A 24126-nucleotide genomic window follows, 5' to 3' on the forward strand; every position below is an offset into this window, starting at 1 on the left:
GCCCCGCTCGCGCGTCCTCCAAGGCGGCCTCCCCCGGCCTGGGTGCTGCCGGTAGGTTCTCGGCTGGTGTGTGAGATTAGGGAGGCGCAACGGTGCACGTGGTGATCATGGGATGCGGCCGGGTGGGCGCATCGCTGGCCGCCGCACTCGAACGGCTCGGGCACGAGGTCGCGGTGATCGACCGCGACCAGCAGTCGTTTCGCAGGCTGGGCAGCGACTTCCACGGCCAGCAGGTGGTCGGGGTCGGGTTCGACCGGCAGGTGCTGATCGAGGCCGGGATCGAGCGCGCCGGGGCCTTCGCGGCGGTGTCCAGCGGGGACAACTCGAACATCATCTCGGCCAGGGTGGCCAGGGAGAACTTCGGCGTCGAGCACGTGGTGGCGCGGATCTACGACCACAAGCGCGCCGCGGTCTACGAGCGGCTCGGCATTCCGACGGTGGCCACCGTGCCGTGGACCACCGACCGGTTCCTGCGCACCCTGCTGCCCGACGGCGTCGCTTCGGCCTGGCGGGACCCGTCCGGCACGGTCGCGCTGCTGCAACTGCCGCTGCACGAGGACTGGATCGGCCGCAGCGTGGCCCAGCTCCAGACCGAGACCGGCGCGCGGGTGGCGTTCATCATGCGGTTCGGCACCGGGGTGCTGCCCGATTCCAAGGCCGTGCTGCAGTCCGGGGACGTGGTCTACGTGGCCGCGCACTCGGGCACGGTGAGCGATGTGACGAGCGTGGCCTCGCGCTCCCCGGAAGAGGAGGACTGATGCGGGTCGCCATTGCCGGAGCCGGCGCGGTCGGCCGGTCGATCGCCGCGGAACTGGTGGACGCCGGGCACCAGGTGATGCTGATCGAGCGCCAGTCCGACCAGTTCATGCCGGAGACCGTGGAGCAGGCCGACTGGGTGCTCGGCGACGCCTGCGAGGTGTCCACTCTGGAGGAGTCGGACATCGAGCTGTGCGACGTGGTGATCGCGGCCACCGGGGACGACAAGGTGAACCTGGTGGTCTCGCTGCTGGCGAAGACCGAGTTCGCGGTGCGCCGGGTGGTGGCCAGGGTGAACAACCCGGCCAACGAGTGGCTGTTCAACGACGCCTGGGGGGTGGACGTGGCGGTGTCCACCCCGCGCATGCTGGCGGCGATGGTGGAGGAGGCGGTCAGCGTCGGTGACCTGGTGCGGCTGATGACCTTCCGGCAGAGCCAGGCGAACCTGGTGGAGATCACCCTGCCGGAGGAGACCCCGCTGGCCGGTCGCCCGGTCGCGGACCTGGCGCTGCCGAGGGACGCGGCGCTGGTGACGATCCTGCGCGGGGAGCGGGTGATCGTGCCGCAGCCGGACGACCCGCTGGAGGCGGGGGACGAGCTGCTGTTCGTCTCACAGTCCGATGTGGAACCGGAGATCCGCGCGGCGCTGGGGTACTGATCGTCTGATATGGCCCAACCTGTCTGGCCTGCGCGCTACCGCATCGATCCGGAAAGCCTGCGCGAGACGATCGAGAACCCGGCAGAACTGACCCTGTGGCTCGACGCGGCGCTGGCGCGGACCCCGCCCGCCGATCCGGACGACGAGCGCGCCCACCGCACCGCCATCGGCGTCGCCGCCCGCATGCTGGAGCGGCTCGACGAGGCGGAAATCCAGCTGGGGCGCGCGGTCGAGCTGGCCACCCGCCCGCGCGACGCGGTGCTGGCGCGGGTCCGGCTGGCCCACGTGCACCAGTGGCAGGGCCGGTTCACCCTGGCCGAATCGGAGTTCCGGCACTGCCTGCGCGACGCGCACCTGGCAGGCGATCAGGTGCACGTGGTCTACCAGCACGCCGGGATGTGCGCCTACGACGCCGGGGACTGGGTGCTGGCGCGGGAGCGGTTCGCCACCGCGATGCGGCTGCGGCTCTACGGCGGTGACGAGGAGCTGATCGAAGCCACCAGGATGGCGCTGGACGCCGCCGACGCGGCGGTCACCGCGTCCAGGGTCGGCGTCGAGCTGGACCGGCTGGTGCCCGCGGTGCACAAGCTCACCGCGACCCGGCTGGCCCCGGCCATCTTCGACCGGCACGGGCTGCCGCCGCACGCGGGCACGCTGGTCGAACTGGGCCTGCTCGGGGTGTCGAAGCCGGTGCCGCTGGAGGTGGTGCGCGGGCTGCACCGCTACGTCAGCGGGCTGGAGGCGAGGCTGGACGCGCTGGTGGCCGCCGGCTGGCTGCTCAAAACGGCCAAAACGGTCGTGGTCAGCTCGCGTGGGCGGGCGCTGCTGCGCCAGCTGGCCGTCGCGCAGGCGCAGACGGCCCGCACCCTTTGGGGCGAACCGGTTCTAGGGAAGTCACTAGCCGACGAGATCGTGCTCGGTGCCGTCGGCACCTCCGGTGGACCGGTCTTCGACGCCGTCGCGAGGCTCGCCGAGCACAATCCCGATCCCGGTGTGGCCGGTGACCTGTTCCACCGGTTGAACGCGCTGCGTCACCACCGGGCGGACGGGCACGCGGCCGCGTGGCAGGCCGACGGGCACACCGTGCGCTCGGTCCGGCGGCTGGCCGCCGGTTCCCCGGAACGGATCCGGATCGACGCGCTGACCGACCGGATCGCCGCGCGTGCCTTCCGGCCACTGTCGCACCAGCGCCGCACCGAGCTGCTCAGCGTGCTGAGCGGCCTGCGGCACGAGCCGCTGGTGTAGGCCGCGGTTGCCGGACGCTGTATTGAGACGCCGTTATGCGCCCTGATCCGGCGTCTGCGCGTACTTCTCCCGCAGCCGGGCCTCGGCCTGCTCGTCGGTCTCCTCGGCGGGCTCCTGGGCTTCTCGTTCCTTGATGCGCTTGTCCGCGCGCCGGATCGCCCACACCACCACGATCAGCGCCAGGCCCCACAGCGGATAGCCCATGGCGATCTTCGCGAAGGCCAGCCAGCCGGTGTAGTCCTCCTCGTAGAGCCAGCGCTGCACGATGAACCGGGCGCCGAAGACCGCGGCCAGCGCACCGGTGGCCAGGTCGTAGCCGTAGACCGAGGACTTGTCCTTCTTCCACTTCATCGGCACGCGGTTCATCACGCTCCACAGCACCCCGACCAGCGGGTACCGGAACACGATGGTGAGCGCCACGATGCCGAAGCAGACCAGGCTGAACCAGATCCCGACCAGGAAGAAACCCTTCGCCGAGCCGGTGCGGTAGGCGATGAACCCGGAGATCGCGATGCCGATGAACCCGGAGATGGCCGGCTTGAGCGGTTCCTTGCGGATCGCGCGGAAGACGACAAAAAAGACACCGACGCCGACCGCGCTCCAGATCCCCGCCGTCAGCCCGGCGAACGAGTTCACCAGCACGAAGACCATCACCGGGAAGGACGAGTAGAACAGCCCGATCGCGCCGCCCATGTCCTCCCAGACCGTGGGCAGCTTGCGGTCCTGCTTCTCGCCCTCGCCGTCGGCTTCCTTGGGCTCGGTTCGCGGGTTTTCGCTCACGGTGTGTTACCACTCTGCTCGAGGTGTACGGACACGCGCGCCGTCAGGAAGTGGTCTGCAACTCGTAGTACGGGTTGTAGAGCACCTTGCGGCCGTCGCGGTCCGCCATCCTGCCACGTGCCTTCACCGTCCGCCCAGGCTCGATGCCCGGGATGCGCCGTCGGCCGAGCCAGACCAGGGTGACCCCGTCGGTCCCGTCGAACAGTTCGGCCTCCAGGGTGGCCACCTCGCTGGAGGGGCACAGCTCGACGCTTCTGAGCCGCCCGAGCACGGTCACTTCCTCACCCGACCGGCAGTCACAGGCGCGGCGCGCACCGGACTTTTCGGACTCCTGGGAGAGATCGTCGGCGTCGAGCTCCTCGACGTCGGTGGTCAGCTTGCGAACCAACCGGCTGAAGTAGCCGCCGTCTTTGGCGGGCATATGCGGTGCTCCTGTGCTCCGGGGCCCCCGACTTGAACGGCCCGTGCTTGACCAGCGTAGCTTTTCCCGGCCAGGAAAACCGATTTCACCCCAGGATCGCAACGTGACCTGCACGACCGCCGTTCTGTTGCCCGGCACCGGATCCGACGAAGTTTTCGTCCGCGCGGCGTTCGCCGGGCCACTGCGCGAGGCCGGGATCGCGCTGACCGCACCGGCACCGCCGCCCGATGGCACGGCGCTGATCGAGGGATACCTGGCCGCATTCGAGGCAACCGCGGCGGGCGTCGACGGAAAACTGCTGGTCGGCGGCGTCTCACTGGGTGCGCACCTGGCGGTCGAATGGGCGCTGCGCCACCCTGAACGGTGTTCGGGACTGCTGCTGGCGTTGCCCGCGTGGAACGGTGTTCCGGACGGGGCCCCGGCTTCGGTCGCGGCCCGGATCTCGGCGGACATGGTGGAGCGGGACGGTCTCGCCGACGCGTTGCGGATCGCCACCGATGGCGTCGCGCCCTGGCTGGCGGCAGAACTGAACCGCGCCTGGCCCCGGCACGCCGCCGGTCTGGCGGCCGGTCTGCGGGCCGCGGGCGCCCACCCCGCGCCGACGCTGGATGCCTTGGCACAGCTGCGGGTTCCGGTGGGCATCGCGGCCTGCACGGACGACCCCGTGCACCCGGTCGCGGTCGCCAACGCCTGGGCGGCGGCGCTGCCACGGGCACACGTGCGCGAAACCACCCTGGCGGCACTGGGCGAGGACCGGGCCGCACTGGGCCGAGCCGCGATCGAAGCCTGGCAACAGGCGAGTGCCTCGCAAGGCAGCGATTAGTCAGCGCTCGCGGGCAGCAGCTAGTCGGCGACAGCTACAAACGCGCCGAGGCCGATCATCGTGGCGCCGCCGGCCACGCGCTGGCGCACGCGCCACCGCGGATGGTCCAGCAGCCGCTTGCCCAGCGTGCCGGCGGACAACGCCACCACGAGGTCGGCGGCCATCGCCATGGCGAGCGCGATCAGGCCGAGCAGGATGAACACGAGCGGCGCCGGGGCCTGCTCGGGGTGCACGAAATGGGGCAGCAACGCCATGAAGTACAGGGCGGTCTTGGGGTTCAGCAGTTCGGTCCACATGCCCTGCACGAGCGGGTTTCCGCGCTTGGGCTCGGCGCCTGCCTCGTCGTCGTGCCTGCGGAAGATGGCCTGCACGCCGAGATAGACCAGGTAGGCCGCGCCGGCGAACTTGACCACGGTGAAGGCCGCCGAGGTCGCCAGCAGCGCGGACAACCCGAGCGCCGCCGCCACCACGTGCACCGAGGCGCCGATCCCGTTGCCCGCCACCGAACGCAGGCCCTCGGCTCGCCCGCCGCGGAGGCTGCGGGCGAGCACGTACAGGATCCCGGGACCCGGCGTGATCGCGAAGATCGCCGCGGTCCCGAGGAAAATCAGCCACTCGGCGGAATTCGGCACCCCGCGACCCTAATCAGCGCGGCGCCGGTCCGCCCCGACATTTCCGAACGCCCCCGTAGCGGCGCTAATGACCGCGCCTAGCCGCCCTGCTGCTGGGCGATGTGCTGCTGCACGGCCTCCGGCAGCTCGATGGTCAGCGGCGTCCGCACCGGCATCGGGGCGTCGCCGCGGACGACGATGGTGTGGCGCACGATCTCCCGCAGCACGTCCGGCGCCGCGGCCGCCTGCGACTGCGGCCCGGCGATCACCCCGCGCAGCATCCACCGCGGCCCGTCGACCCCGATGAACCGCAGCGCCACCTCACCGACGATCGCCGACAGCTCCATGCCCCACTCGCCGCGGCCCGGCTGCACCTTCGCGCCGTCCGAGCGCAGCTGCTCGGTCAGCTCCCCGCAGACCTCGGTCCACAGGCCACCGGACTTCGGTGCCGCGTACCCGCTGACGGTGACCTGCCCCACCGGCGTCACCACGTGCACCGCGCGCACCCCGCCGCTGGCCTGGTCCATCTCGACCTGCACCTGCGCACCTTCGGGCACCGGCACCCGCACCGAACCCAGGTCGATGCGCGGGATCCCGTCGTCCTCCGGCGCGTCGGCGACGTCGTAGGGCCCGGTCGTCTCCTCGGGCTCGAGGTACGACTCGTCGTCGTAGTCGTCGGCGTCGTCGTTGTCGTCGGGCGCCGCGTGCCTCCCCCTCGGCCGCTCGTCCCCGGCCGACGCGCGCCGCTTACGTCCGAAAATCCCCACTACTTCTCCGTTTCCTCACCGGCGGGTACGCCGGAGCTCAACACCGCGTGGCCGCCGGTCGACCCGTAACCGCCGCCGCCCCGCTCCGTCTCCGGCAGTTCCGCCACCTCGACGAACCGCGCGTGTTCGACGCGCTGCACCACCAGTTGCGCGATCCGGTCCCCGCGCGCCAGCTTCAGCGGCTCCCGCGGGTCGTGGTTGATCAGGCAGACCCTGATCTCCCCGCGGTAGCCGGAGTCGATCGTGCCCGGGGTGTTCACCACGGACAGCCCGGCCCTGGCCGCCAGGCCGGACCGTGGGTGCACAAAACCGGCGTAACCCTCGGGGAGCGCGATCGCGATCCCGGTTCCGACCACCACCCGCTCCCCCGGATCGAGCACCACGTCCTCGGTGGTGACGAGATCGGCACCGGCGTCGCCGTGACGGGCGTAGCCGGGCAGCGGGACGCCGGGATCAACCCGGGAGAGGAGTACCTGCACGCTGGACACGGGCCGCGAGACTACCCTGAACCCGTGACCGAGAGCGCGAACGTGGCCGAAGAACGGGCGAGCAAGATCACCGGCGAGGTGCTGCACTCCGAACGCCTCTACGTCCCGTGGTGGCTGTGGCCGCTCCCGCTCCTCGGCGGTGGCCTGCTCGCCGCCGAGATCCACATGGGTTATCCGGGCGTGCGGGCCTGGCTGCCGTACCTGGTGGTGCTGCCGCTGGTGGTCGCCATCCTGCTGAGCATGGGCCGGACGAAGGTCCGGGTGCTCGCCAAGGACGGCGAGACCGAGCTGTGGGTGGGTGACGCTCATCTCCCCGTCCGGTACGTCGGTGACGTCGAAGTCATCGCCAAGAACGACAAGCGCCGCGCGCTGGGCCGCGACGCCGATCCCGCGGCCTTCGTGGTGCACCGCGGCTGGGTCGGCCCGGCGCTGCGGATCCGGCTGGACGACCCGGCCGATCCGACGCCGTACTGGCTGTTCAGCACGCGCAAGCCGGAAGCGCTGGCGAAGCTCCTGACCGAGCACCGGTCCGCCTGATCCGCCTGATGTGCGGAACGGGGCGTTACCGGCATCCCAAGCCGATAACGCCCCGTTCACCGAAACGCCCCGAGAATCCCCTGGTGGAACAGCCTCACGCGCAGTCGCGGCAGATCATCCGCCCGCCGCTCTCCTCCGCGAGCCTGCTGCGGTGGTGCACCAGGAAGCAGACCGAGCAAGTGAACTCGTCGGCCTGCTTGGGCACCACCTTGACGGTCAGGTCCTCCCCCGAGAGCCCGGAGAGGTCAGCCCCGGGCAGCTCGAAGTTCTCGGCCGTCGCGTCCTCGTCCACGTCGACGACACCGGACTGGTTCTCGTTCCGGCGCGCCTTCAGCTCCTCCAACGAGTCTTCGGCCAGCTCGTCGGCCTCGCTGCGGCGCGGAGCGTCGTAGTCGGTCGCCATTGTCCCTCACCCCTGCGATCAGCTTCGAATGTCAGTGGCCGGACCCCGGGACGCGCCCGTGGTCCTCCGTGCCGCTGGTTAACGTTCCAGCGCCCCTGTTTGTGCCCGGCGAATCCCGTGAGCCAGATCTCTTTCTCGCGCACGCTGGGTGGCCGGAGCCCGCAGAGGGTAGCTCATGGCATACCCCGCACCGAAACCCGTCACCCCTGTCCGTTCCGAAGTCACCCGTCAGGAGGAGTCGGGAGTAGGCGGGACTAGGCTGCTCCGGTGGTGGCCGGTCACTCGGCGTGTTGCCTCCTTGCCCGGCTCTGGGCCGTCGTGGTGCGATTCTTTTCCGGGCTCGCGCGGGCAACCCCGGCGGCGCTTCCGGCGTCCAGAAGACGTAACGCCTAGTCTGAACGGCACAACGGTGGGTGGCGCATCGCGCGAGTTCTGCGCTCTGGGAAGGGGCAGGTCAGTGGCGTCGGGGAACGGGAAGTCACGGCTGTATCGCAAACGGCGGCCGTGGCCCGCGCTGATCGTCATCGGCGTGCTCGGGGTGGTCGCGATGGGCGTGTGGCTCAACGCCCTGCTCACCAAGGACGACATCAACGACGCGATCCGGTGCGAGCCGGCGCCGGTGGCCCCGGAGGGCGTGACCTACACCCCGGTGGCGCACGACGCGCTCGACGACACCGCGCCGATCCCGCCGGGCAAGATCGCGCTGAAGGTGCTCAACGCGGGCGGCACGCGCGGCCAGGGCGCGATCACCACGGCCACGCTGCGCGAACTCGGCTTCACCGAGGCGGCGGACCCGGCGAACGACCCGGCCTACGAGAGCACCGAAGCCTCCTGCCGCGGCCAGATCCGCTACGGCGAGAACGGCCGGGCGGCGGCGCGCACGCTGAGCCTGGTCGACCCGTGCGTCGAGCTGGTCGAGGACAACCGCCAGGACGCCAGCGTCGACCTGAGCATCGGCACCAAGTTCACCGAGCCGCGGCCGAACCAGGCCGGGCTGGACATCCTCAAGGAACTGAGCACCTGGGCCAGCCAGAACCAGGAGTCGGACTCCGGCGGCAACGAGCAGTCCACCGGGCAGACCGCGCCGACCATCGAGAAGGACCGGCTGGCCGCGGCCCGCACCGGCTACTGCTGAGCGATTACCGCCGAGTGATTACCGCCGAGCCGCTGTTGCCGCCCGGCTACCGCCAAGCGGCTACTGCTGGGCGGCTGCTGTGAGCGACTATTGCTGACCGGCTACTGCCAAGCGGCCACCCGCCGAGCAGCTGCCGCCGGGCGCCTGTCGCCGGGCGGCCATCGCCGAGCAGCTGCCGCCGGGCGACTACCGCTGAGCGGCTACCGCCGGGCGGCCGTCCCACGCGGCTACCGCCGAGCAGCTGCCGCCGGGCGACTACCGCTGAGCGGCTACCGCCGGGCGGCCGTCCCACGCGGCTACCGCCGAGCGGCCGTCGCCACGCGGCTGCCGCCGATCGGCTCAGATCCCGGCGCTGCCGCCGTCGGCCAGCGCCTTGCGCAGCGCGTCCGCGATCGGCGGTGCCGCGGCGAAGGTGAGATCCTCCCCCAGTTCCGGCTCCTCCCCCGGCAGGCCGACCACGGCACCGGCTTCGGCGGCCACCAGCGCGCCCGCGGCCCAGTCCCAGCGGTGCAGCCCGTGCTCGAAGTACGCGTCGGTCCAGCCCGCCGCCACCGCGCACAGGTCCAGCGACGCCGCGCCCGCCCGCCGGAGGTCCCGCACGCGCCCCAGCAGCGACTGCGCCAGCCCGGCCTGCCGCAGCCGGCGCTCCCTGTCGTAGGCGAACCCGGTGCCCACCAGCGCCAGCTCCAGCCGCTCCGGCGCACCCACCCGCAACAGCCGCCCGTCCAGGCGCGCTCCGCCGCCCCTGGTGGCCGTCCAGCGGCGCCCGCTGACCGGTTCGACCACCGCACCGGCCACCGACACCCCGTCCACCTGTGCGGCCAGCGAGACGGCGAACCAGGGGAAGCCGTAGAGGAAGTTCACCGTGCCGTCGATCGGGTCGACCACCCAGGTCACCCCGCCGTCGGCGACCTCGCCGCCGTCCTCCTCGCCGAGCACCGGCTCCCCCGGCCGCAACTCGGCCAGCCTGGCGCGGACGAAACGCTCCGACTCGCGGTCGACCGCGGTCACCACATCGGTTTCACTGGACTTCGTGTCCACCAGCACGGATCCACCGGCGAGCACCTTCTCCCGGGCGGTCAGCACCAGTTCGGCGGCTTCGGCGGCGACCCGCTCCGCGGTCGCCGTCAGTTGCGTCGATATCGACTCCATAGCTCCCACCACATCATGCGAACCGGTGCCGTTACAGTCACCCGAGCGACTTTCTGAATCGAGAAGGAAGGGACCACGCCCATGACGGCGACCCGAGGGTTCGGCATCGACATCGGCGGCAGCGGGATCAAGGGCGCCCTGGTCGACCTGGAGAACGGCAAGCTCATCGGAGACCGCCTCCGGATCGACACGCCGCGCCCGGCCACCCCGGACGCGGTGGCGGACGTGGTCGCCGAGATCGTCGGGCACTTCGGCTGGGAGGGCCCGGTGGGGGTCACCCTGCCCGCGGTGATCAAGAAGGGCGTCGCGATGACCGCGGCGAACATCGACCCGAGCTGGATCGGCACCGACGCCGACGCGCTGTTCGCCAAGCGGATCGGCCGGGGCGTGGACGAGATCGCCATGCTCAACGACGCGGACGCGGCGGGCATGGCCGAAATCCGCTTCGGTGACCCGGCCGCGCGCAAGGGCGTGACCGCGCTGCTCACCTTCGGTACCGGTATCGGCAGCGCGGTGTTCCTCGACGGCAGGCTGGTGCCCAACACCGAACTGGGCCATCTCGAGGTCGACGGGCACGACGCGGAGAAGAAGGCGGCCGCCTCGGTCAAGGACAACGAGGGCATGTCCTACCCGGAGTGGGCGAAGCGGGTCGACCGGTACCTCTCCGTGCTGGAGAACCTGATCTGGCCGGATCTGTTCATCGTCGGCGGCGGGGTCAGCAAGAAGGCCGAGAAGTGGGTCCCGCTGCTCGAGATCCGCACTCCGATCGTGGTCGCCTCGCTGCAGAACAACGCCGGGATCGTGGGCGCGGCCGCCGCGGCCGTGGAGGGTATCGAGCACTGATCCGGGCCGTTCGGCCACCCCCCTCGCCATGCCCGGGGATGATCGCTTCGCGACGCCCGAAGGCAACGTCGTTACAATGGAACACGGCCCACGGCCACGGCGGGCAAAACCGCAGGCCGAGGGGTGTTCCCCGAATCTGAGGCAGCTGAGGCCGGAGTGTCTCGGCTCGCCATGATCGACCGCTGCGAAAGGGCGTACGTGGCAGCCGCAAGAACCGCAACCCGAGGCGGGACGAAGACAACCAGCGCCGCCAAGACCTCGCCGGAAGGCAAGGACGTGGATCCCGAGACCCAGCCCGACGGCACCGCCGGGGAGGCGAAGCCCGCCGCCCGCAAGCCCGGAGCCAAGGCCGGAGCCAAGAAGGCCCCCGCGAAGGGAGCCCGCACGAAGAAGGCCGCGGGCAAGGGCGACGAGGCCAAGGGCGCTGATGGCGAGGGCGTCGGCGAGGAGATCGACGATGCCGCGCTGGACGCCGACCTCGCCGATCTCGAGGCCGTCGAGATCGACGTCGTCGACGCCACGGTGAGCGAAGAGGCCGACGAGGACGAGCCCGAGGCGGAGGAGGCCGAGGCTCCGGCCGCGGGCACCCGCGCCGAGCGCACGGCGGCCAAGGGCGGCAAGAACGCCAACGACCCCGACTTCGTCTGGGACGAGGAGGAGTCGGAGGTGCTGCGGCAGGCCCGCAAGGACGCCGAGCTCACCGCGTCGGCCGACTCCGTCCGCGCCTACCTCAAGCAGATCGGCAAGGTCGCGCTGCTCAACGCCGAGGAGGAGGTGGAGCTGGCCAAGCGGATCGAGGCCGGCCTCTACGCCGCCGAGCGCGTGCGCACCGCCGAGGAGGAGGGCGAGAAGCTCACCACCCAGATGCGGCGCGACCTGAAGTGGATCGTGCGCGACGGCGAGCGGGCGAAGTACCACCTGCTCGAGGCGAACCTCCGCCTGGTGGTCTCACTGGCCAAGCGCTACACCGGTCGTGGCATGGCGTTCCTGGACCTGATCCAGGAGGGCAACCTCGGCCTGATCCGCGCGGTGGAGAAGTTCGACTACACCAAGGGCTTCAAGTTCTCCACCTACGCCACCTGGTGGATCCGGCAGGCGATCACCCGCGCGATGGCCGACCAGGCCCGCACCATCCGCATCCCGGTGCACATGGTCGAGGTGATCAACAAGCTCGGCCGCATCCAGCGTGAGCTGCTGCAGGACCTCGGCCGCGAGCCGACTCCGGAAGAGCTGGCCAAGGAGATGGACATCTCCCCGGAGAAGGTGCTGGAGATCCAGCAGTACGCGCGGGAGCCGATCTCGCTCGACCAGACCATCGGTGACGAGGGTGATTCGCAGCTCGGTGACTTCATCGAGGACAGCGAAGCCGTGGTCGCGGTGGACGCGGTGTCGTTCACGCTGCTGCAGGACCAGCTCCAGTCGGTGCTGCAGACCCTGTCCGAGCGCGAGGCGGGCGTGGTCCGGCTGCGCTTCGGCCTGACCGACGGCCAGCCGCGGACTTTAGACGAGATCGGGCAGGTGTACGGGGTCACCCGGGAACGCATCCGGCAGATCGAGTCGAAGACCATGTCGAAACTGCGTCACCCGTCGCGCTCGCAGGTCCTGCGCGACTACCTGGACTGAGCAACTCCAGAACCACGACGGAAGGTGGCTCCACCCACGCGGTGGAGCCACCTTCCGTCGTTCCAGGGAATGGCGTTCAGGGAATGGCGAGGCCGGCGGTGCGCAGGGCTTCCTCGACGCGCAGGCGTTCCAACTCCCGATCCATGCCTTCCGCCAGGGCGTCCAGCCGATGCGGGACCTCGAGCACCGCGCACGCTTCGGTGAGCAGGGCGTCGTAGGCCTGCCGGGTGCCGGTCCGGCGGGCAGCCGGGGTGCCAGGGCCGTAGGCGGCGAGCAACCGGTGCACCCGGCGCAGGTCGGCCGCGAGCACCTGCACCGGCGGGTGCGCGGGCGGCGCCGGACGCGGGAAGAACCGTTGCCGCGCATAGCGAATCAGCCGTGGCAGGCGCAGCAGCAACCAGAACAGCAGCGTCGGCGCGATGGCCACGAGCCCGTAGAGCAGCAGGACTCCCATGCCTCAGTCTACGACGGCTTCCCGCCGCGCATAGGCCTCCCGCGCGGCCAGCATCTCCGGCAGGTGCTTCGCCGCCCATTCCCGGCACGCCGCGATCGGGCCGAACAGCGTGCGCCCCAACGGGGTCAGCTCGTATTCGACCCGCGGCGGCACCTCCGCGTAGACGGTCCGCACGATCATGCCGTCGCGCTCCAGCCCGCGCAGCGTCTCGGTGAGCACCTTCGGCGTCACCCCGCGCATCGGCACGCGCAGCTCGGAGAACCGCCGCGGCCCGTCCTCCAGGCAGATCAGCACCATGCCCGCCCACTTGTCCCCGATCCGGATCGGGGTGACGCTGCTCGGGCAGGCCGGGTCGAACATGTCGGGATCCAGCGCTCGCCTCACCCGATCGAACATACCCGGCCCGCCCGCGCTACGCGGCCAGTTCCAGCGACGGCCAGTCGGCCAGGTCCGCGCGCAGCTGCCGGTCGTGGCTGGCCACCACCACCGCCACCGGCGTGCGCTGGATCGCCTCGGTCAGTTCGTCGACCAGGGTCACCGACAGGTGGTTCGTCGGCTCGTCCAGCAGCAGCACGTGCGGGGCGTGCAGCAGCAGCAACGCCAGCGCGAGCCGCCGCCGCTGCCCGGTGGACAGCCGGTTCACCGGACGGTTCGCGTCGGCCGGGGAGAACAGCCCCAGCCGCTTCAACGGCACCACGGCACCGGCGCTGAGCTGACCGCGCGAGACCAGTTTCGCCGCCCGGCGCTCGTACAGCGCGGCCGCGCCGATTCCGGTGTCCGGGAAGTCGGATTCCTGTGACAGCAAGCCGATCCGCGCCGACCCGGCCCGCCACACCGCGCCTTCGACCGGTTCCAGCCGTCCGGCCAGCACGTTGAGCAGGGTCGACTTCCCGGCGCCGTTCGCGCCCGAGACCAGCAGACGGTCCCCTGTGGACAGTGCGATGGTCTCGCGCAGCGCCAGCCTGCCGGGCACCGCGACACCGGAGGCGGTGAGCACCACGCCCTGCCCCGTCCCGGTCAGGTCGGGGCAGGCGAAGCTCAGCCGCTCCGGTGGCGGCGGGACCCGGCGCCCGGCCAGCGCCTCGATGCGCCGCTGGACGTTGTGCAGCTGACCGGGCGCGCGGGTGGCCCGCTGGTGCTTGTTCGTGCCCTTGTCCGGGCGCCACGACGAGATCAGCCGGTTCGCCGCCGCCTTCGCGTCGTGCTCGAGCCGCTCGGCCTCGCCGGATTCGAGCGCGTACCGCTGTTCCCAGCGCACCCGCTCGGCCGCTTTCTCCCGCTTGTACTCGGTGTACCCGCCACCGTGGACCTTCGGCCCACCGTCCGCGGTCGGATCCAGATCGAGCAGCGAGCCGCACACCTCGTCGAGCAGCATCCGGTCGTGACTGACCAGGACCACGGCACCGGGGTATTCGCGGATCCGGCCGGTCAGGTAACCGAGCGCGGTTGCGTCGAGGTGGTTGGTCGGCTCGTCGAGCAGCAGGATGTCGACGCCCTCGGCGAGCAGGCAGGCCAGGCGGACGCGGTAGCGCTGCCCGACGGACAGCTCCGCGAGCTTCCGGCCCCGGTCGCCGGGGGCGCCGAGTCCGGCGAGCGCCAGGTCGGCGCGCCGTTCGGCGTCCCAGGCGTCCAGTTCCTCGGCGCGGGCGAGCGCGGTGGCGAAGCGATCGTCCGCGCCGGGTTCCTGCTCGGCCAGTGCGGCCGACGCGGCATCCAGCTCGGCCAGTGCGGCGCGCGCACCGGCCAGCGCGATGTCCAGCAGGGAGGCGATGGTGTCGTGTTCGCCGAACGGCAGCTCCTGCCCGGCCAGCGCGACCGAGCCGTGCCGCGACACCGTGCCGGTGTCGGGCGGCACCTGGCCGGCCAGCAGGCGCAGCAGCGTGGTTTTCCCACTGCCGTTCTCACCAACCACGCCGAGGCACTGCCCGGCGCTGACCACCAGCGAGACGTCCTCGAACACCGGTTGCGCGGCATAGGACTTGCCCACGTTCTCGGCTTGGAGGTGGGCGGATTTTCGGGTGCGTGACAAAGTTCCACTCCGATTTCGGGCCCGGGGCGCGCGGACGCGCGGAAGCCACCGGGAAAGTTCCGGTCGATGACGACGGAAGAGCCCGCGCTCGCGGAAGAGCCGCGGCGCCGGGCGGGCGAAATCAGAGATAGAACTGGTAAGCCATGGGCACGAGAATAGCGGACGGCCGCGACACGGCCAACGTGATTACCACCGCCCGCGCCGCCGAATGGGCGAAAATGAGCGGGTGGAGCCCTCCCCGCCGGCCAGCCCGGTCCCGTCCGACCACCTCGACGGCCTCGCCACCGTGCTCGATCTGGTGCGCGGCGGCGCCGCCCGCACCCGGCCGGAGCTGGGCAGGCTGTCCGGGTTCGGCCGCACGGTCATCACCCAGCGGGTCAGCCAGCTGACCGGCTGCGGACTGCTCGAAGAAGGCAGGCTCGGCCCGTCCAGCGGCGGCCGCGCCCCGCGGGAACTGCGCTTCCGCGCGGAAGCGGGCGTGGTGCTGGCCGCCGAACTCGGAGCCACCAGCATCGCCACCGCCGTCACCGACCTGACCGGCCGCGTGCTGGCCCGGCGCGAAGAGCCCGGTGACGTGGCGCTCGGGCCGGACGTGGTGCTGGACAGGGTGGAGGAACTGTTCGACGAACTGCTCGATGAACTGGAGGGCAGGCCGCCGGTCTGGGGCATCGGCCTCGGCCTGCCGGGCCCGGTCGAGTTCGCCACCGGGCGGCCGAGCGCGCCGCCGATCATGCCCGGCTGGGACCGCTACCCGGTGCGCGACCGGCTCGCCGCGCGCTATGCCGCGCCGGTGTGGGTGGACAACGAGGTCAACGCGATGGCACTGGGCGAGCTGCGCGCGGGCGCGGCACGCGGGCAGCAGGACATCATCTACATCAAGATCGGCACCGGGATCGGCGCCGGGCTGGTCTCCGGCGGGCGGTTGCACCGGGGCAGCCAGGGCTGCGCCGGGGACATCGGGCACGCCGCGGTGGCCGACGATCCGGTGGTGGTGTGCCGCTGCGGGAACACCGGTTGCCTGGAGGCGTTCGCCGGCGGGGCCGCGCTCGCCAGGGACGGCAGCACCGCGGCGAAGGAGGGGCGCAGCGAGTTCCTGGCGAACCGCCTCACCGAACGCGGCGCGCTTACCGCGGCGGACCTCTCGACCGCGGCCCAGAGCGGCGACCGGACCGCGGTGGAACTGCTGACCAAGGCGGGCAGGCTGGTCGGCAGCCTGCTGGCGACGCTGGTCAGCTTCTACAACCCGGCGCTGGTGATCGTCGGCGGTGGTGTGTCCGGCGCGGGCGACCTGCTGCTGGCCACGCTGCGCGAGACCGTGTACCGCCGCTCGCTCCCGCTGGCCACCCGCGAACTGCGCATCGCCAGGTCCACCCTGGGCGACGAGGCGGGACTGGTCGGCGCGGCGTTCATGGTGATCGACGAGCTGTTCGCGCCCGAGCGGCTGGCGCACTGGATCGACACCGGCTCCCCCGCCGGGCGCCCGGCACTGGTCGAAGTCCCCCGCTGACCGGAATTCACCTACCCCGTGGCGAACATCTGTGTACGGTGGTGAACATGGATGTTCACTTCGGAACGCGTAAGTCCACGCTGGGCATCGCGGCGGACGTGCTCGCTCTCGATCCGACCGCCTCGCTTTCGGCCATCGCCGAGGCCGCCGGCATCGGCCGCACGACCCTGCACAAGCGCTACCCGAAGCGCCAGGACCTCCTGCTCGCGGTGGCCCGCGACTCGATCGAGCAGATCTGGCAGGCGCTCGACGAAACCGGGGCCACCGCGGACGGACCGGTGACCGCCGAAACCCTGCGCGAGTTCGTCGAGGCCTCGGTCCAGCTCGGATCGCGGATCGCCTTCCTGTTCCGCCAGCCCACGCTGGACCCGGTCAAGGAGGTCGAGGTCGCGATCGAGCGACTCGAAGAAGCCGCCGAGGAGTTCATCGGCCGCGCCCAGCGCGACGGGCTGCTGCGCGCCGACCTACCCGCGTGGTGGGTGGCCGGGGCGCTGAACTCCGTGGCCTACGCGGCCTGGGAAGGCGTCGTCCGGGGCAAGCTCGCGCCGCGTGACGCGCCGAAGCTCGCGCTGGACACCGCACTCACCGGCCTGCACAAGCTCCCGTCCGACGACAAGCAAGGAGCACAACCGTGATCACCTTGTCCGACGCCCGGCTGTCCACCCGCATCGCCGTCGAGCGCACCGGCGCCTGGCTGCTGCGGGCCACCGGCGACGAGTTCGCCCGGCTGGACAGCGCCGCGAACCGGGCCGACCCGTATCCGGCCTACGCCCGGCTGCGCGAGCGGGAAACCTTGTACCGCAGCAAACTCGGCTTCTGGGTGGCGACCACCTTCGAGCACTGCAACCTGGTGCTGCGCGACCGCCGCTTCGGTGTGCAGCAGAACGACGGTGCCATGCCGCGGTTCTTCGACACCATGGCGCTGGCCCGCGGCCCGGAAGTGGTGCTCTCCTTCCTCGAACTCGATCCGCCCGAGCACACCCGGCTGCGCGCACTGGCCCGCCCGGCGTTCGGCCCGGCCAAGCTCGATGGCTACCGCCCGCTGATCGAGTCGATCGCGCACGACCTGCTCGACCGCGCCGCCAAGAAGGGCGGCTTCGACCTGATGGCCGATTTCGCCGGCCCGCTGCCGATCCGGGTGATCAGCGAGCTGCTCGGCATCCCGGACGTGAACGCCGAGCGCTTCCTCGCCTACGGCCGGATCCTGGCCAAGGCGCTCGACGGGATCAGCTCGATGCGGCTGGTGCGCGAGCTGCGCACGGCCACCACCGAGATGTACACCATGTTCCGCGCGCTGATGGCCGCCAAACGCGAGCACCCGGAAGCCGACGTGCTGACCCAGCTCACCGAAGCACACGACGCGGGCAAGCTGACCGTGCCCGAACTGCTGGCGACCTGCGAACTGCTGCTGGTGGCCGGTTTCGAAACCACCGTCAACCTGATCGGCAACAGCACGCTCGCCCTGCTCTCCCACCCCGAGCAGTGGGCGCTGCTGTGCGAGGACCCCGGTCTGGCCAGGGCCGCCGCCGAGGAAACGCTGCGCTACGACCCGCCCGTGCAGTCGACGGCCAGGGTGGCGCACGAGGACGTCGAACTGGCGGGAACGCGAATCCGGGCGAACGAACTGGTGTTCACCATGATCGGCGCCACCGGCCGCGATCCCGCGGTTTTCGCCGACCCGGAGGTTTTCGACATCACTCGAACGCCGGAACGCGAACATCTGGCCTTCTCCAGCGGAATCCACTACTGCCTGGGTGCGCCGCTGGCCCGGCTGGAGGCCGAGATCGCCCTGCGCGCACTGGCCGAACGGATGCCGGAGCTGGCCGTCGACGGCACGCCGCGACGGCGGCCGAGTGCCGGAATCCGGGGCCTGCTGCGATTTCCGGTCCGAATCCCGCACGGAAAACCGCTGTCCGTGCCCTAGGGTGACAAGGGTGCCTGCGAAAGAATCGTCCCCCCGGCGCGTCTACGGCGGCCGCTCGGCGGCCGATCGCCGAGCCGAACGGCGCGGCCGCCTGCTCGAAGCCGGCCTGGAACTGTTCGGCACCGAGGGCTACCCGGCCAGCTCGATCGAAAAGCTGTGCGCGGCGGCATCGGTGTCCACGCGCAATTTCTACGAGGAGTTCAGCAGCCGCGAAGCGCTGCTGATGGCCATTCACAACGAGGTGATCGAATCGGCGGTGGCCGCGGTCGCCACCGCCTTCGCCGAGGCCGACGACCAGCACGTCACCGACCGCATCGAGCACGCGGTGCGCGCCTACATCACCTGCACCGCCGCCGATCCCCGCCGGGCCAAACTGTCCTATGTGGAGATAATCGGGGTGAGCCCGGCGGTGGAGGCGCACCGGCTGGCCTGGCGCACCCGCTGGGTGCAGATGCTGGTGGCCGAGGCCAAGCGGGCGGTGGCCCGCGGCGAGGCCGAGGAACGCGAGTTCGGCCTCGGCGCGGTGGCGTTGATCGGCGCGGTGAACGAGCTGGTCTTCCACTGGTCCACCGAGGGCTACCGGACCCCGATCGACGACGTGATCGCCGAGATCGTCCGGATGGCCAAGGCGGTGATCATCACCCCGGGAGCGGGGGCAGCGCCGGGCTGAACAGCCACTCGTGGAAGAACTCCGCGAGCGAGCGGCCGGCGTGCTCCTCGGCCAGCGCGGTGAAGTCCGCGGTGGTCACCGTCGCGTGCCGGTAGCGGCCGGCCCAGTCCTTGAGCAGCGCGAAGAACACGGTGTCCCCGAGCAGTTTGCGCAACGCGTGCAAGGTGAGCGCGCCGCGCTTGTAGACCCGCTCGTCGAACAGGCTGGCCACGCCGGGATCGCCGATGCGCAGATCCGCCGGGCGCCCGGCCAGCGCCGCGTGCCACCGGCGGGCGTGCGCGTCCTCGCCGAGCCCGCCCGATTCGGCCGACCACAGCCATTCCGCATAGGTGGCGAAGCCCTCGTTGAGCCAGATGTGCTGCCACTCGGCCACGGTCAGGCTGTTGCCGAACCACTGGTGCGCCAGTTCGTGCACGATCAGCCGCTCGTGCGTGCCGCGGCCGTCGAGCAGGTTCGCGCCGAACACCGACAGCCCCTGCGCCTCGATCGGGTCGTCCAGCTCGTCGTCGGTCACCACGATCACGTACTCGCCGAACGGGTACGGCCCGAAGAAGCCCTCCAGCGCGTCCATCATGTCCGGCTGGCGGCGGAAGTCCCGGTCGAACAGCTTGCGCAGCCTGGCGGGCACCGCCGCGAACTGCCGCACCGGCTCGGCGGCCAGCTCCACCTCCTCATACCGTCCTATGTGGACGCCCATCAGGTAGGTGGCGGTCGGTTCCGGGCGCTCGAACACCCAGGTGGTGGTGCTCGCGCCCTGCCGCTTGGTGAGCAGGTTCCCGGTGACCAGCACGGTGTAGGCCGAACTGGTGGTCACCGAGATCCGGTAGGCCGCCTTGTCCGACGGGTGGTCGTTGCACGGGAACCAGGACGGCGCGCCGACCGGCTGGCTGGCCACCAGCGCGCCGTCGGTCAGCTCGTCCCAGCCGATGTCACCCCAGTCCGGCGAGGTGATCGGCCGCGGGTTGCCGGTGTAGCGGATCTCGGCCATGAACTCCGCACCCGGCTGCAGCGGGCGCTGCGGTTTGACGTGCAGCTTGCCCGCGCGCTGGGTGTACTTCGCGCTCTGCCCGTTGACCTGCACCCGGCCGATCCGGAACCCGGCCAGGTCCAGGCTGAACCGCGACAGCGGCTGGGTGGCCACGCCCTCGATCACCGCGTGCCCGGCGAGCCGGTTCGGGCCGACCTTGTAGTCGAGGTCCAGCGTGTAGCGGGTGACCCGGTAACCGCCGTTGCCGTGTGCGGGGAGGTACGAATCCGGTGAGGTGTCCGCGCCGGGCGCGGGCTGCGTCGACTTCGCCGCACTCACCCCCGGCGCGCTCCCTTGACCGGCCAGGCCGCGATCGGGTTGCCCAGCCAGCGAGAATCAGCAGGTACCTCGTCCCCACGGGTGACCAGCGAACCCGGTCCGACCGTGGTGCGGGCACCGATGCCGGCGCCCGGCAGCACGATACCGTGCGGCCCGAGCGTGGCTCCTTCGTGCAGGCTCACCCCGTCCATGCTCATGATTCGATCATGGAACAGGTGCGTCTGGATCACGCACCCCCGGTTCACCGTGGCGCCGTCGCCGAGCGTGACCAGATCCGATTCGGGCAGCCAGTAGGTCTCCAGCCAGACGCCGCGGCCGATCTTCGCGCCCATCGTGCGCAGCCACATCGGCAGCAGCGGCGTGCCGCTGACCCCGCCGACGAACCACGGCACCGCGAGCACCTCGACGAAGGTGTCGGCGAGTTCGTTGCGCCAGACGAAGGAACTCCACAGCGGGTGCTCGACCGCGCGGAACTTGCCGACCAGCGTCCACTTCATCACCGTGGCGGTGGCGGCCGCGGTGACCCCGGCGGCGAACAGCACCGGCCCGGCCAGCAGCAGCGTCCAGCCGAGGCCGACGGTGGTGAGCAGGGCCGACAACGCGGCCAGCACCAGCACCGACAGCGCAGTTCCGCACATCACCGGCACGATCCGGCACAGCTCGATCAGCCCGCGCGCCAGCTTCAGCCGCGCCGGCGGGGCGTAGGTGCGGCTGGTGTCGCCGGTCTCCACCGAGCGCCGCAGCGGCATCGGCGGCATGCCCAGGTAGGACGAGCCCTTCTTCGCCTTCAACGGGGTGGACGACAGCACGCCGACCAGACCGCGCTTGGGCACCGAACGCCCCGGCGCGGTGATGCCGGAGTTGCCGAGGAAGGCCTGCTTGCCGATGCGCGCGGGCGCGACGTGCAGCCAGCCGTGGCCGAGTTCGTAGGTGGCGACCATGGTGTCGTCGGCGAGGAAGGCGCCGTCGTCGACCTGGGTCATCTTCGGCAGCGCGAGCACCGTGGACACTTCGGCGCCGCGGCCCACCTTCGCGCCGAGCAGGCGCAGCCAGACCGGGGTGAACAGGCTGGCGTACAACGGGAACAGCCCGGTCCGCGCCATGCCCATCAGCCGCTCGGTGGTCCACACCTGCCAGGCCACGCGGCCGTGCACCGGGTGGTAGCCCTCGACCATGCCGATGCCCAGCGCCCGCACCCCGGCGAGCACCAGCAGCGCGTACGCGGCGAAGTAGGCCACGGTGGCGAACGGCACCATCACCAGCGCGCCGCCCAGCGCCGCGCCGAGGCTCGGCGTTCCGGCGACACCCTGGGCCAGCAGCGCCAGCGCCGGGAGCGCGGCCACCGCGGGCAGCAGGCCCAGCAGCAACGACGTCAGCCCGTAGATCGCCGACCAGCGGCGGGTGCGCGGCGGGCGGCTCGACGGCCACTTGAGCGCGTCCTTGCCGCTGCGCTCGGCGGGGGAACCGGCCCAGCGCTGCCCGGCCGGGACCGCGCCACGCACGGTCGACCCGGCCGCGATCTCCGCGCCCTTGCCGATCCGCGCACCGGGGAACAGCGTGCTGCGGGCGCCGATCCGCGCTTCCGCGCCGATCCGGATCTTGCCGATGTGCACCAGGTCGCCGTCGACCCAGTACCCGGACAGGTCGGTCTCCGGCTCCACGGCGGCACCGCGGCCGAGCTTGAGCAGACCGGTCACCGGCGGCGGCGAGTGCAGGTCGGCGTCCTTGCCCACCTTGGCGCCCAGTGCCCGCGCGTAGTGCGTCATCCAGGACGCGCCCGCCACCTCGGCGGCGCCGCTGTACTCGGCCAGCTTCTCCGCCGTCCACAGTCGCAAGTGGACACTGCCGCCGCGCGGATGGCTGCCGGGGCGGACCCCGCGCAGCAGCAGCCGCGCGCCACCGGCCGAGATCGCGATGCGCCCGGCCGGGGTGAACAGCAGGAGCCAGGCCACGCCGAGCAGCCACCAGGACACCGCGGGCGCCCAGGACAGGCCGCCGAATTCGGCGAGCACGGTGGACAGCGCCGCGGCGACGGTGGTCCAGCGCAGGCCGGGCAGCGCCATCAGCGGCAGCATCAGCAGGCTCTGGATGATCCCGGCGCGACGCGGGGTCGGCGCGATCTCACGCCGCTTGGTCTCGGCGGTGCTCAGCTCGTCGAGCATCGCGGCCAGCGAACCCAGCTTCGGGTGCTGGTAGATGTCGTTGACCGACACCGACGGGTGCCGGGTGCGGATGCGCGCGATCAGCTGCGCGGCGGTGAGGCTGCCGCCGCCGTTGCTGAAGAAGTCGGCCTTGGCGCTGCGCACGGTGACGCCGAGGATCTCCGCCCAGCCTTCGGCCAGCCACGCCTCGGTCGGGCTCAGCCCGCCTCGATTGTCCGAAGTGGACTGTTCGGGCACGGACGGCAGCGGCCACGGCAGCGCGTCGCGGTCGACCTTGCCCGAGGTCCGCGTCGGCAGGTCGGTGACCGGCGCCAGCAGCGGGACCAGTGCGGCGGGCAGGCTTTCGCGCAGCTGCGCGGTGGCGGTGTCGATGTCGAACTCCGCACCGTCGCGCGGGACCACGTAGCCGACCAGGATCTGGTTGCCCGCCTTGGTTTTGCGAATGGCCGCGGCGGCACCGGCGACCTCGGGCAGCGCCTGCAGCGCGGCGTCGACCTCACCCAGTTCGATGCGGCGGCCGCCGAGCTTGATCTGCTCGTCGGCGCGGCCGAGGAAGAGCAGGCCCTCCGGCTCGGCGCGGACCATGTCGCCGCTGCGGTAGGCGCGGCGCCAGCCGAGCGCGGGCAGCGGGGCGAACTTCTCCGCGTCCTTGGCCTCGTCGAGGTAGCGGGCCAGGCCCGCGCCGCCGATCACCAGCTCACCGGTCTCGCCCATGCCGACCAGCTCACCGCGCTCGTCGACCACGGCGAGCTGCCAGCCGGCCAGCGGCAGGCCGATCCGGACCGGGCCCTCCCCGGTCAGCTGCGCGGCGCAGGCGACCACGGTGGCCTCGGTGGGGCCGTAGGTGTTCCACACCTCGCGGCCCTCGACGGCGACGCGTTCGGCCAGCTCGGGCGGGCAGGCCTCACCGCCGAAGATGAGCAGGCGGACGTCCTCCAGCGCGTCGGCGGGCCACAGCGCGGCCAGCGTCGGCACGGTGGAGACCACGGTGATGCGCTGCGCGACCAGCCACGGGCCGAGGTCGACGCCGGTGCGCACCAGCGAACGCGGGGCCGGGACCAGGCAGGCGCCGTGGCGCCAGGCCAGCCACATCTCCTCGCACGAGGCGTCGAAGGCGACCGACAGCCCGGCGAGCACGCGGTCATCGGGACCGAGCGGCTCGTCGGTGAGGAACAAGCGGGCCTCGGCGTCGACGAAGGCCGCCGCGGCCGAATGGCTCACCGCCACGCCCTTGGGCTTGCCGGTGGACCCGGAGGTGAAGATGATCCACGCGTCGTCGGTCGGCGCGGGCGCGCCGATCCGCCCGGCGGGCGCGGCCAGCTCGGTGATCGAGCCGCCGTCGCCGAGCACCACGCACACCCCGGCCTCGCCGAACACCAGCTCGGCGCGCTCGTCCGGGTCGTCGGCGTCGACCGGCACGTAGGCCGCCCCGGCCGACAACACCGCGAGAATGGCGATGTACAGCTCCGCCGTACCCGAGGAGATCCGCACGCCGACGCGGTCACCCGCGCCGACGCCGATGGCCGCCAGCTTGGCGCGGAGGTCGTCGACCTCCTCGGCGAGCCTGCGGTAGGTCAGCACGGTGCGACCGTCGTCGAGCGCGGGGGCGCTGCCGTGGCGGGCCACGGTCGCGCCGAACACGTCGAGCAGCGTGCGCTCACTGGCGGCCAGGCCGGACCAGTACAGAGCGCGGTCGAGAACGGGCGCGGCCGAGGGCGCGACGGTCACCTCGGCAACGCAGGGAAAAGGGCGATGTTCAGCGGTCAGGGTCACTGAAGACCTTCACTCACCTTTCCGACGAGCGTGATTCGGGCCTGCTCTCCCGAATGAGG

General features: G+C 71.6%; 24 protein-coding genes. 12 read left to right on the forward strand and 12 right to left on the reverse strand.

The genetic code is table 11. The features are described 5' to 3' along the window. The first annotated feature begins 92 nt into the window (after positions 1-92). Genes YIM_RS30955 through YIM_RS30965 form a run of 3 tightly spaced genes read left to right on the forward strand, consistent with a single transcriptional unit; the run spans position 93 to position 2659 of the window. Complete coding sequence (locus YIM_RS30955) at positions 93-758, forward strand: TrkA family potassium uptake protein (RefSeq protein ID WP_153033690.1); 666 nt, start codon at positions 93-95, stop codon at positions 756-758. Further along, the gene (locus YIM_RS30960) at positions 758-1414 is read left to right on the forward strand and encodes a TrkA family potassium uptake protein (RefSeq protein ID WP_113692759.1); all 657 of its coding nucleotides are present in this window, start codon (positions 758-760) and stop codon (positions 1412-1414) included. The genes YIM_RS30955 and YIM_RS30960 overlap by 1 nt, the downstream gene beginning before the upstream one ends. 9 nt (positions 1415-1423) lie before the next feature. Continuing rightward, the gene (locus YIM_RS30965) at positions 1424-2659 is read left to right on the forward strand and encodes a hypothetical protein (protein ID WP_153033691.1); all 1236 of its coding nucleotides are present in this window, start codon (positions 1424-1426) and stop codon (positions 2657-2659) included. A 33-nt stretch (positions 2660-2692) separates the two neighbouring features. Here the strand turns inward: YIM_RS30965 and YIM_RS30970 are convergent, their stop codons facing one another. Both YIM_RS30970 and YIM_RS30975 read right to left on the reverse strand, forming a co-directional pair. After that, on the reverse strand, positions 2693-3439 hold the full coding sequence (locus YIM_RS30970) for a DUF3159 domain-containing protein (RefSeq protein WP_228004115.1): 747 nt from the start codon (positions 3437-3439) through the stop codon (positions 2693-2695). 43 nt (positions 3440-3482) lie between these two features. After that, positions 3483-3860, reverse strand: coding sequence for an OB-fold nucleic acid binding domain-containing protein (locus YIM_RS30975; RefSeq protein WP_153033692.1), 378 nt, complete (start codon positions 3858-3860; stop codon positions 3483-3485). A gap of 103 nt (positions 3861-3963) precedes the next feature. Here YIM_RS30975 and YIM_RS30980 point away from each other — a divergent pair, with 103 nt between their 5' ends. After that, positions 3964-4683 carry an alpha/beta fold hydrolase gene (locus YIM_RS30980; RefSeq protein ID WP_153033693.1) on the forward strand — a complete coding sequence of 240 codons (720 nt, stop codon included), beginning with the start codon at positions 3964-3966 and terminating at the stop codon, positions 4681-4683. 20 nt (positions 4684-4703) lie between these two features. On the opposite strand, the gene YIM_RS30985 is transcribed toward YIM_RS30980, so the two are convergent. From YIM_RS30985 to dut, 3 genes are all read right to left on the reverse strand, one after another. Further along, positions 4704-5315 carry a LysE family translocator gene (locus YIM_RS30985; RefSeq protein ID WP_153033694.1) on the reverse strand — a complete coding sequence of 204 codons (612 nt, stop codon included), beginning with the start codon at positions 5313-5315 and terminating at the stop codon, positions 4704-4706. Between the two features lie 77 nt (positions 5316-5392). Continuing rightward, entirely contained in the window at positions 5393-6061 is a 669-nt protein-coding gene (locus YIM_RS30990) for a DUF3710 domain-containing protein (protein ID WP_153033695.1), read from the reverse strand. Further along, positions 6061-6549, reverse strand: coding sequence for a dUTP diphosphatase (gene dut / locus YIM_RS30995; RefSeq protein ID WP_153033696.1), 489 nt, complete (start codon positions 6547-6549; stop codon positions 6061-6063). Before dut ends, YIM_RS30990 begins: the two co-directional genes overlap by 1 nt. Before the next feature lie 24 nt (positions 6550-6573). On the opposite strand from dut, the gene YIM_RS31000 reads away from it, so the two are divergent. Further along, entirely contained in the window at positions 6574-7086 is a 513-nt protein-coding gene (locus YIM_RS31000; protein ID WP_228004116.1) for a DUF3093 domain-containing protein, read from the forward strand. Positions 7087-7180: 94 nt separating this feature from the next. Here YIM_RS31000 and YIM_RS31005 read toward each other — a convergent pair whose 3' ends face one another. Beyond that, entirely contained in the window at positions 7181-7489 is a 309-nt protein-coding gene (locus YIM_RS31005) for a DUF4193 domain-containing protein (RefSeq protein ID WP_113692766.1), read from the reverse strand. 457 nt (positions 7490-7946) lie between these two features. On the opposite strand from YIM_RS31005, the gene cei reads away from it, so the two are divergent. After that, positions 7947-8624: an envelope integrity protein Cei gene (gene cei, locus YIM_RS31010; RefSeq protein WP_153033697.1), complete on the forward strand. Its 678-nt coding sequence runs from the start codon at positions 7947-7949 to the stop codon at positions 8622-8624. A 339-nt stretch (positions 8625-8963) separates the two neighbouring features. Here the strand turns inward: cei and YIM_RS31015 are convergent, their stop codons facing one another. Further along, on the reverse strand, positions 8964-9776 hold the full coding sequence (locus YIM_RS31015; RefSeq protein ID WP_153033698.1) for an inositol monophosphatase family protein: 813 nt from the start codon (positions 9774-9776) through the stop codon (positions 8964-8966). A gap of 81 nt (positions 9777-9857) precedes the next feature. On the opposite strand from YIM_RS31015, the gene ppgK reads away from it, so the two are divergent. Together ppgK and YIM_RS31025 are read left to right on the forward strand one after the other, a co-directional pair. Further along, positions 9858-10619 carry a polyphosphate--glucose phosphotransferase gene (gene ppgK, locus YIM_RS31020; RefSeq protein ID WP_153033699.1) on the forward strand — a complete coding sequence of 254 codons (762 nt, stop codon included), beginning with the start codon at positions 9858-9860 and terminating at the stop codon, positions 10617-10619. Positions 10620-10790: 171 nt separating this feature from the next. After that, positions 10791-12242, forward strand: coding sequence for an RNA polymerase sigma factor (locus YIM_RS31025; RefSeq protein ID WP_194240348.1), 1452 nt, complete (start codon positions 10791-10793; stop codon positions 12240-12242). Positions 12243-12318: 76 nt separating this feature from the next. Here YIM_RS31025 and YIM_RS31030 read toward each other — a convergent pair whose 3' ends face one another. From YIM_RS31030 to YIM_RS31040, 3 genes are read right to left on the reverse strand one after another with little or no spacing between them, the layout of a single operon-like run. Next, a complete protein-coding gene (locus YIM_RS31030) occupies positions 12319-12696 on the reverse strand; it encodes a hypothetical protein (protein ID WP_153033701.1) in 378 nt (125 codons plus the stop codon). 3 nt (positions 12697-12699) lie between these two features. Next, on the reverse strand, positions 12700-13056 hold the full coding sequence (locus YIM_RS31035) for a helix-turn-helix domain-containing protein (RefSeq protein ID WP_194240349.1): 357 nt from the start codon (positions 13054-13056) through the stop codon (positions 12700-12702). 52 nt (positions 13057-13108) lie between these two features. After that, complete coding sequence (locus tag YIM_RS31040) at positions 13109-14725, reverse strand: ABC-F family ATP-binding cassette domain-containing protein (RefSeq protein ID WP_153033703.1); 1617 nt, start codon at positions 14723-14725, stop codon at positions 13109-13111. A gap of 208 nt (positions 14726-14933) precedes the next feature. Between YIM_RS31040 and YIM_RS31045 the strand changes: the two genes are divergently transcribed. The 4 genes from YIM_RS31045 to YIM_RS31060 are packed head-to-tail and all read left to right on the forward strand — an operon-like array spanning position 14934 to position 18826. Beyond that, complete coding sequence (locus tag YIM_RS31045) at positions 14934-16232, forward strand: ROK family protein (protein WP_153033704.1); 1299 nt, start codon at positions 14934-14936, stop codon at positions 16230-16232. A gap of 47 nt (positions 16233-16279) precedes the next feature. After that, positions 16280-16867 carry a TetR/AcrR family transcriptional regulator gene (locus tag YIM_RS31050; RefSeq protein ID WP_153033705.1) on the forward strand — a complete coding sequence of 196 codons (588 nt, stop codon included), beginning with the start codon at positions 16280-16282 and terminating at the stop codon, positions 16865-16867. After that, complete coding sequence (locus YIM_RS31055) at positions 16864-18156, forward strand: cytochrome P450 (protein WP_153033706.1); 1293 nt, start codon at positions 16864-16866, stop codon at positions 18154-18156. The genes YIM_RS31050 and YIM_RS31055 overlap by 4 nt, the downstream gene beginning before the upstream one ends. Positions 18157-18166: 10 nt before the next feature. Then, complete coding sequence (locus YIM_RS31060) at positions 18167-18826, forward strand: TetR/AcrR family transcriptional regulator (RefSeq protein ID WP_153033707.1); 660 nt, start codon at positions 18167-18169, stop codon at positions 18824-18826. Here YIM_RS31060 and YIM_RS31065 read toward each other — a convergent pair. After that, positions 18795-20132: a M1 family metallopeptidase gene (locus YIM_RS31065; protein ID WP_153033708.1), complete on the reverse strand. Its 1338-nt coding sequence runs from the start codon at positions 20130-20132 to the stop codon at positions 18795-18797. The genes YIM_RS31060 and YIM_RS31065 overlap by 32 nt on opposite strands. Further along, positions 20129-24067: a Pls/PosA family non-ribosomal peptide synthetase gene (locus YIM_RS31070; RefSeq protein ID WP_153033709.1), complete on the reverse strand. Its 3939-nt coding sequence runs from the start codon at positions 24065-24067 to the stop codon at positions 20129-20131. The genes YIM_RS31065 and YIM_RS31070 overlap by 4 nt, the downstream gene beginning before the upstream one ends. Between the last annotated feature and the right edge of the window lie 59 nt (positions 24068-24126).

It is taken from the genome of Amycolatopsis sp. YIM 10, assembly GCF_009429145.1.
GTDB lineage: Bacteria > Actinomycetota > Actinomycetes > Mycobacteriales > Pseudonocardiaceae > Amycolatopsis.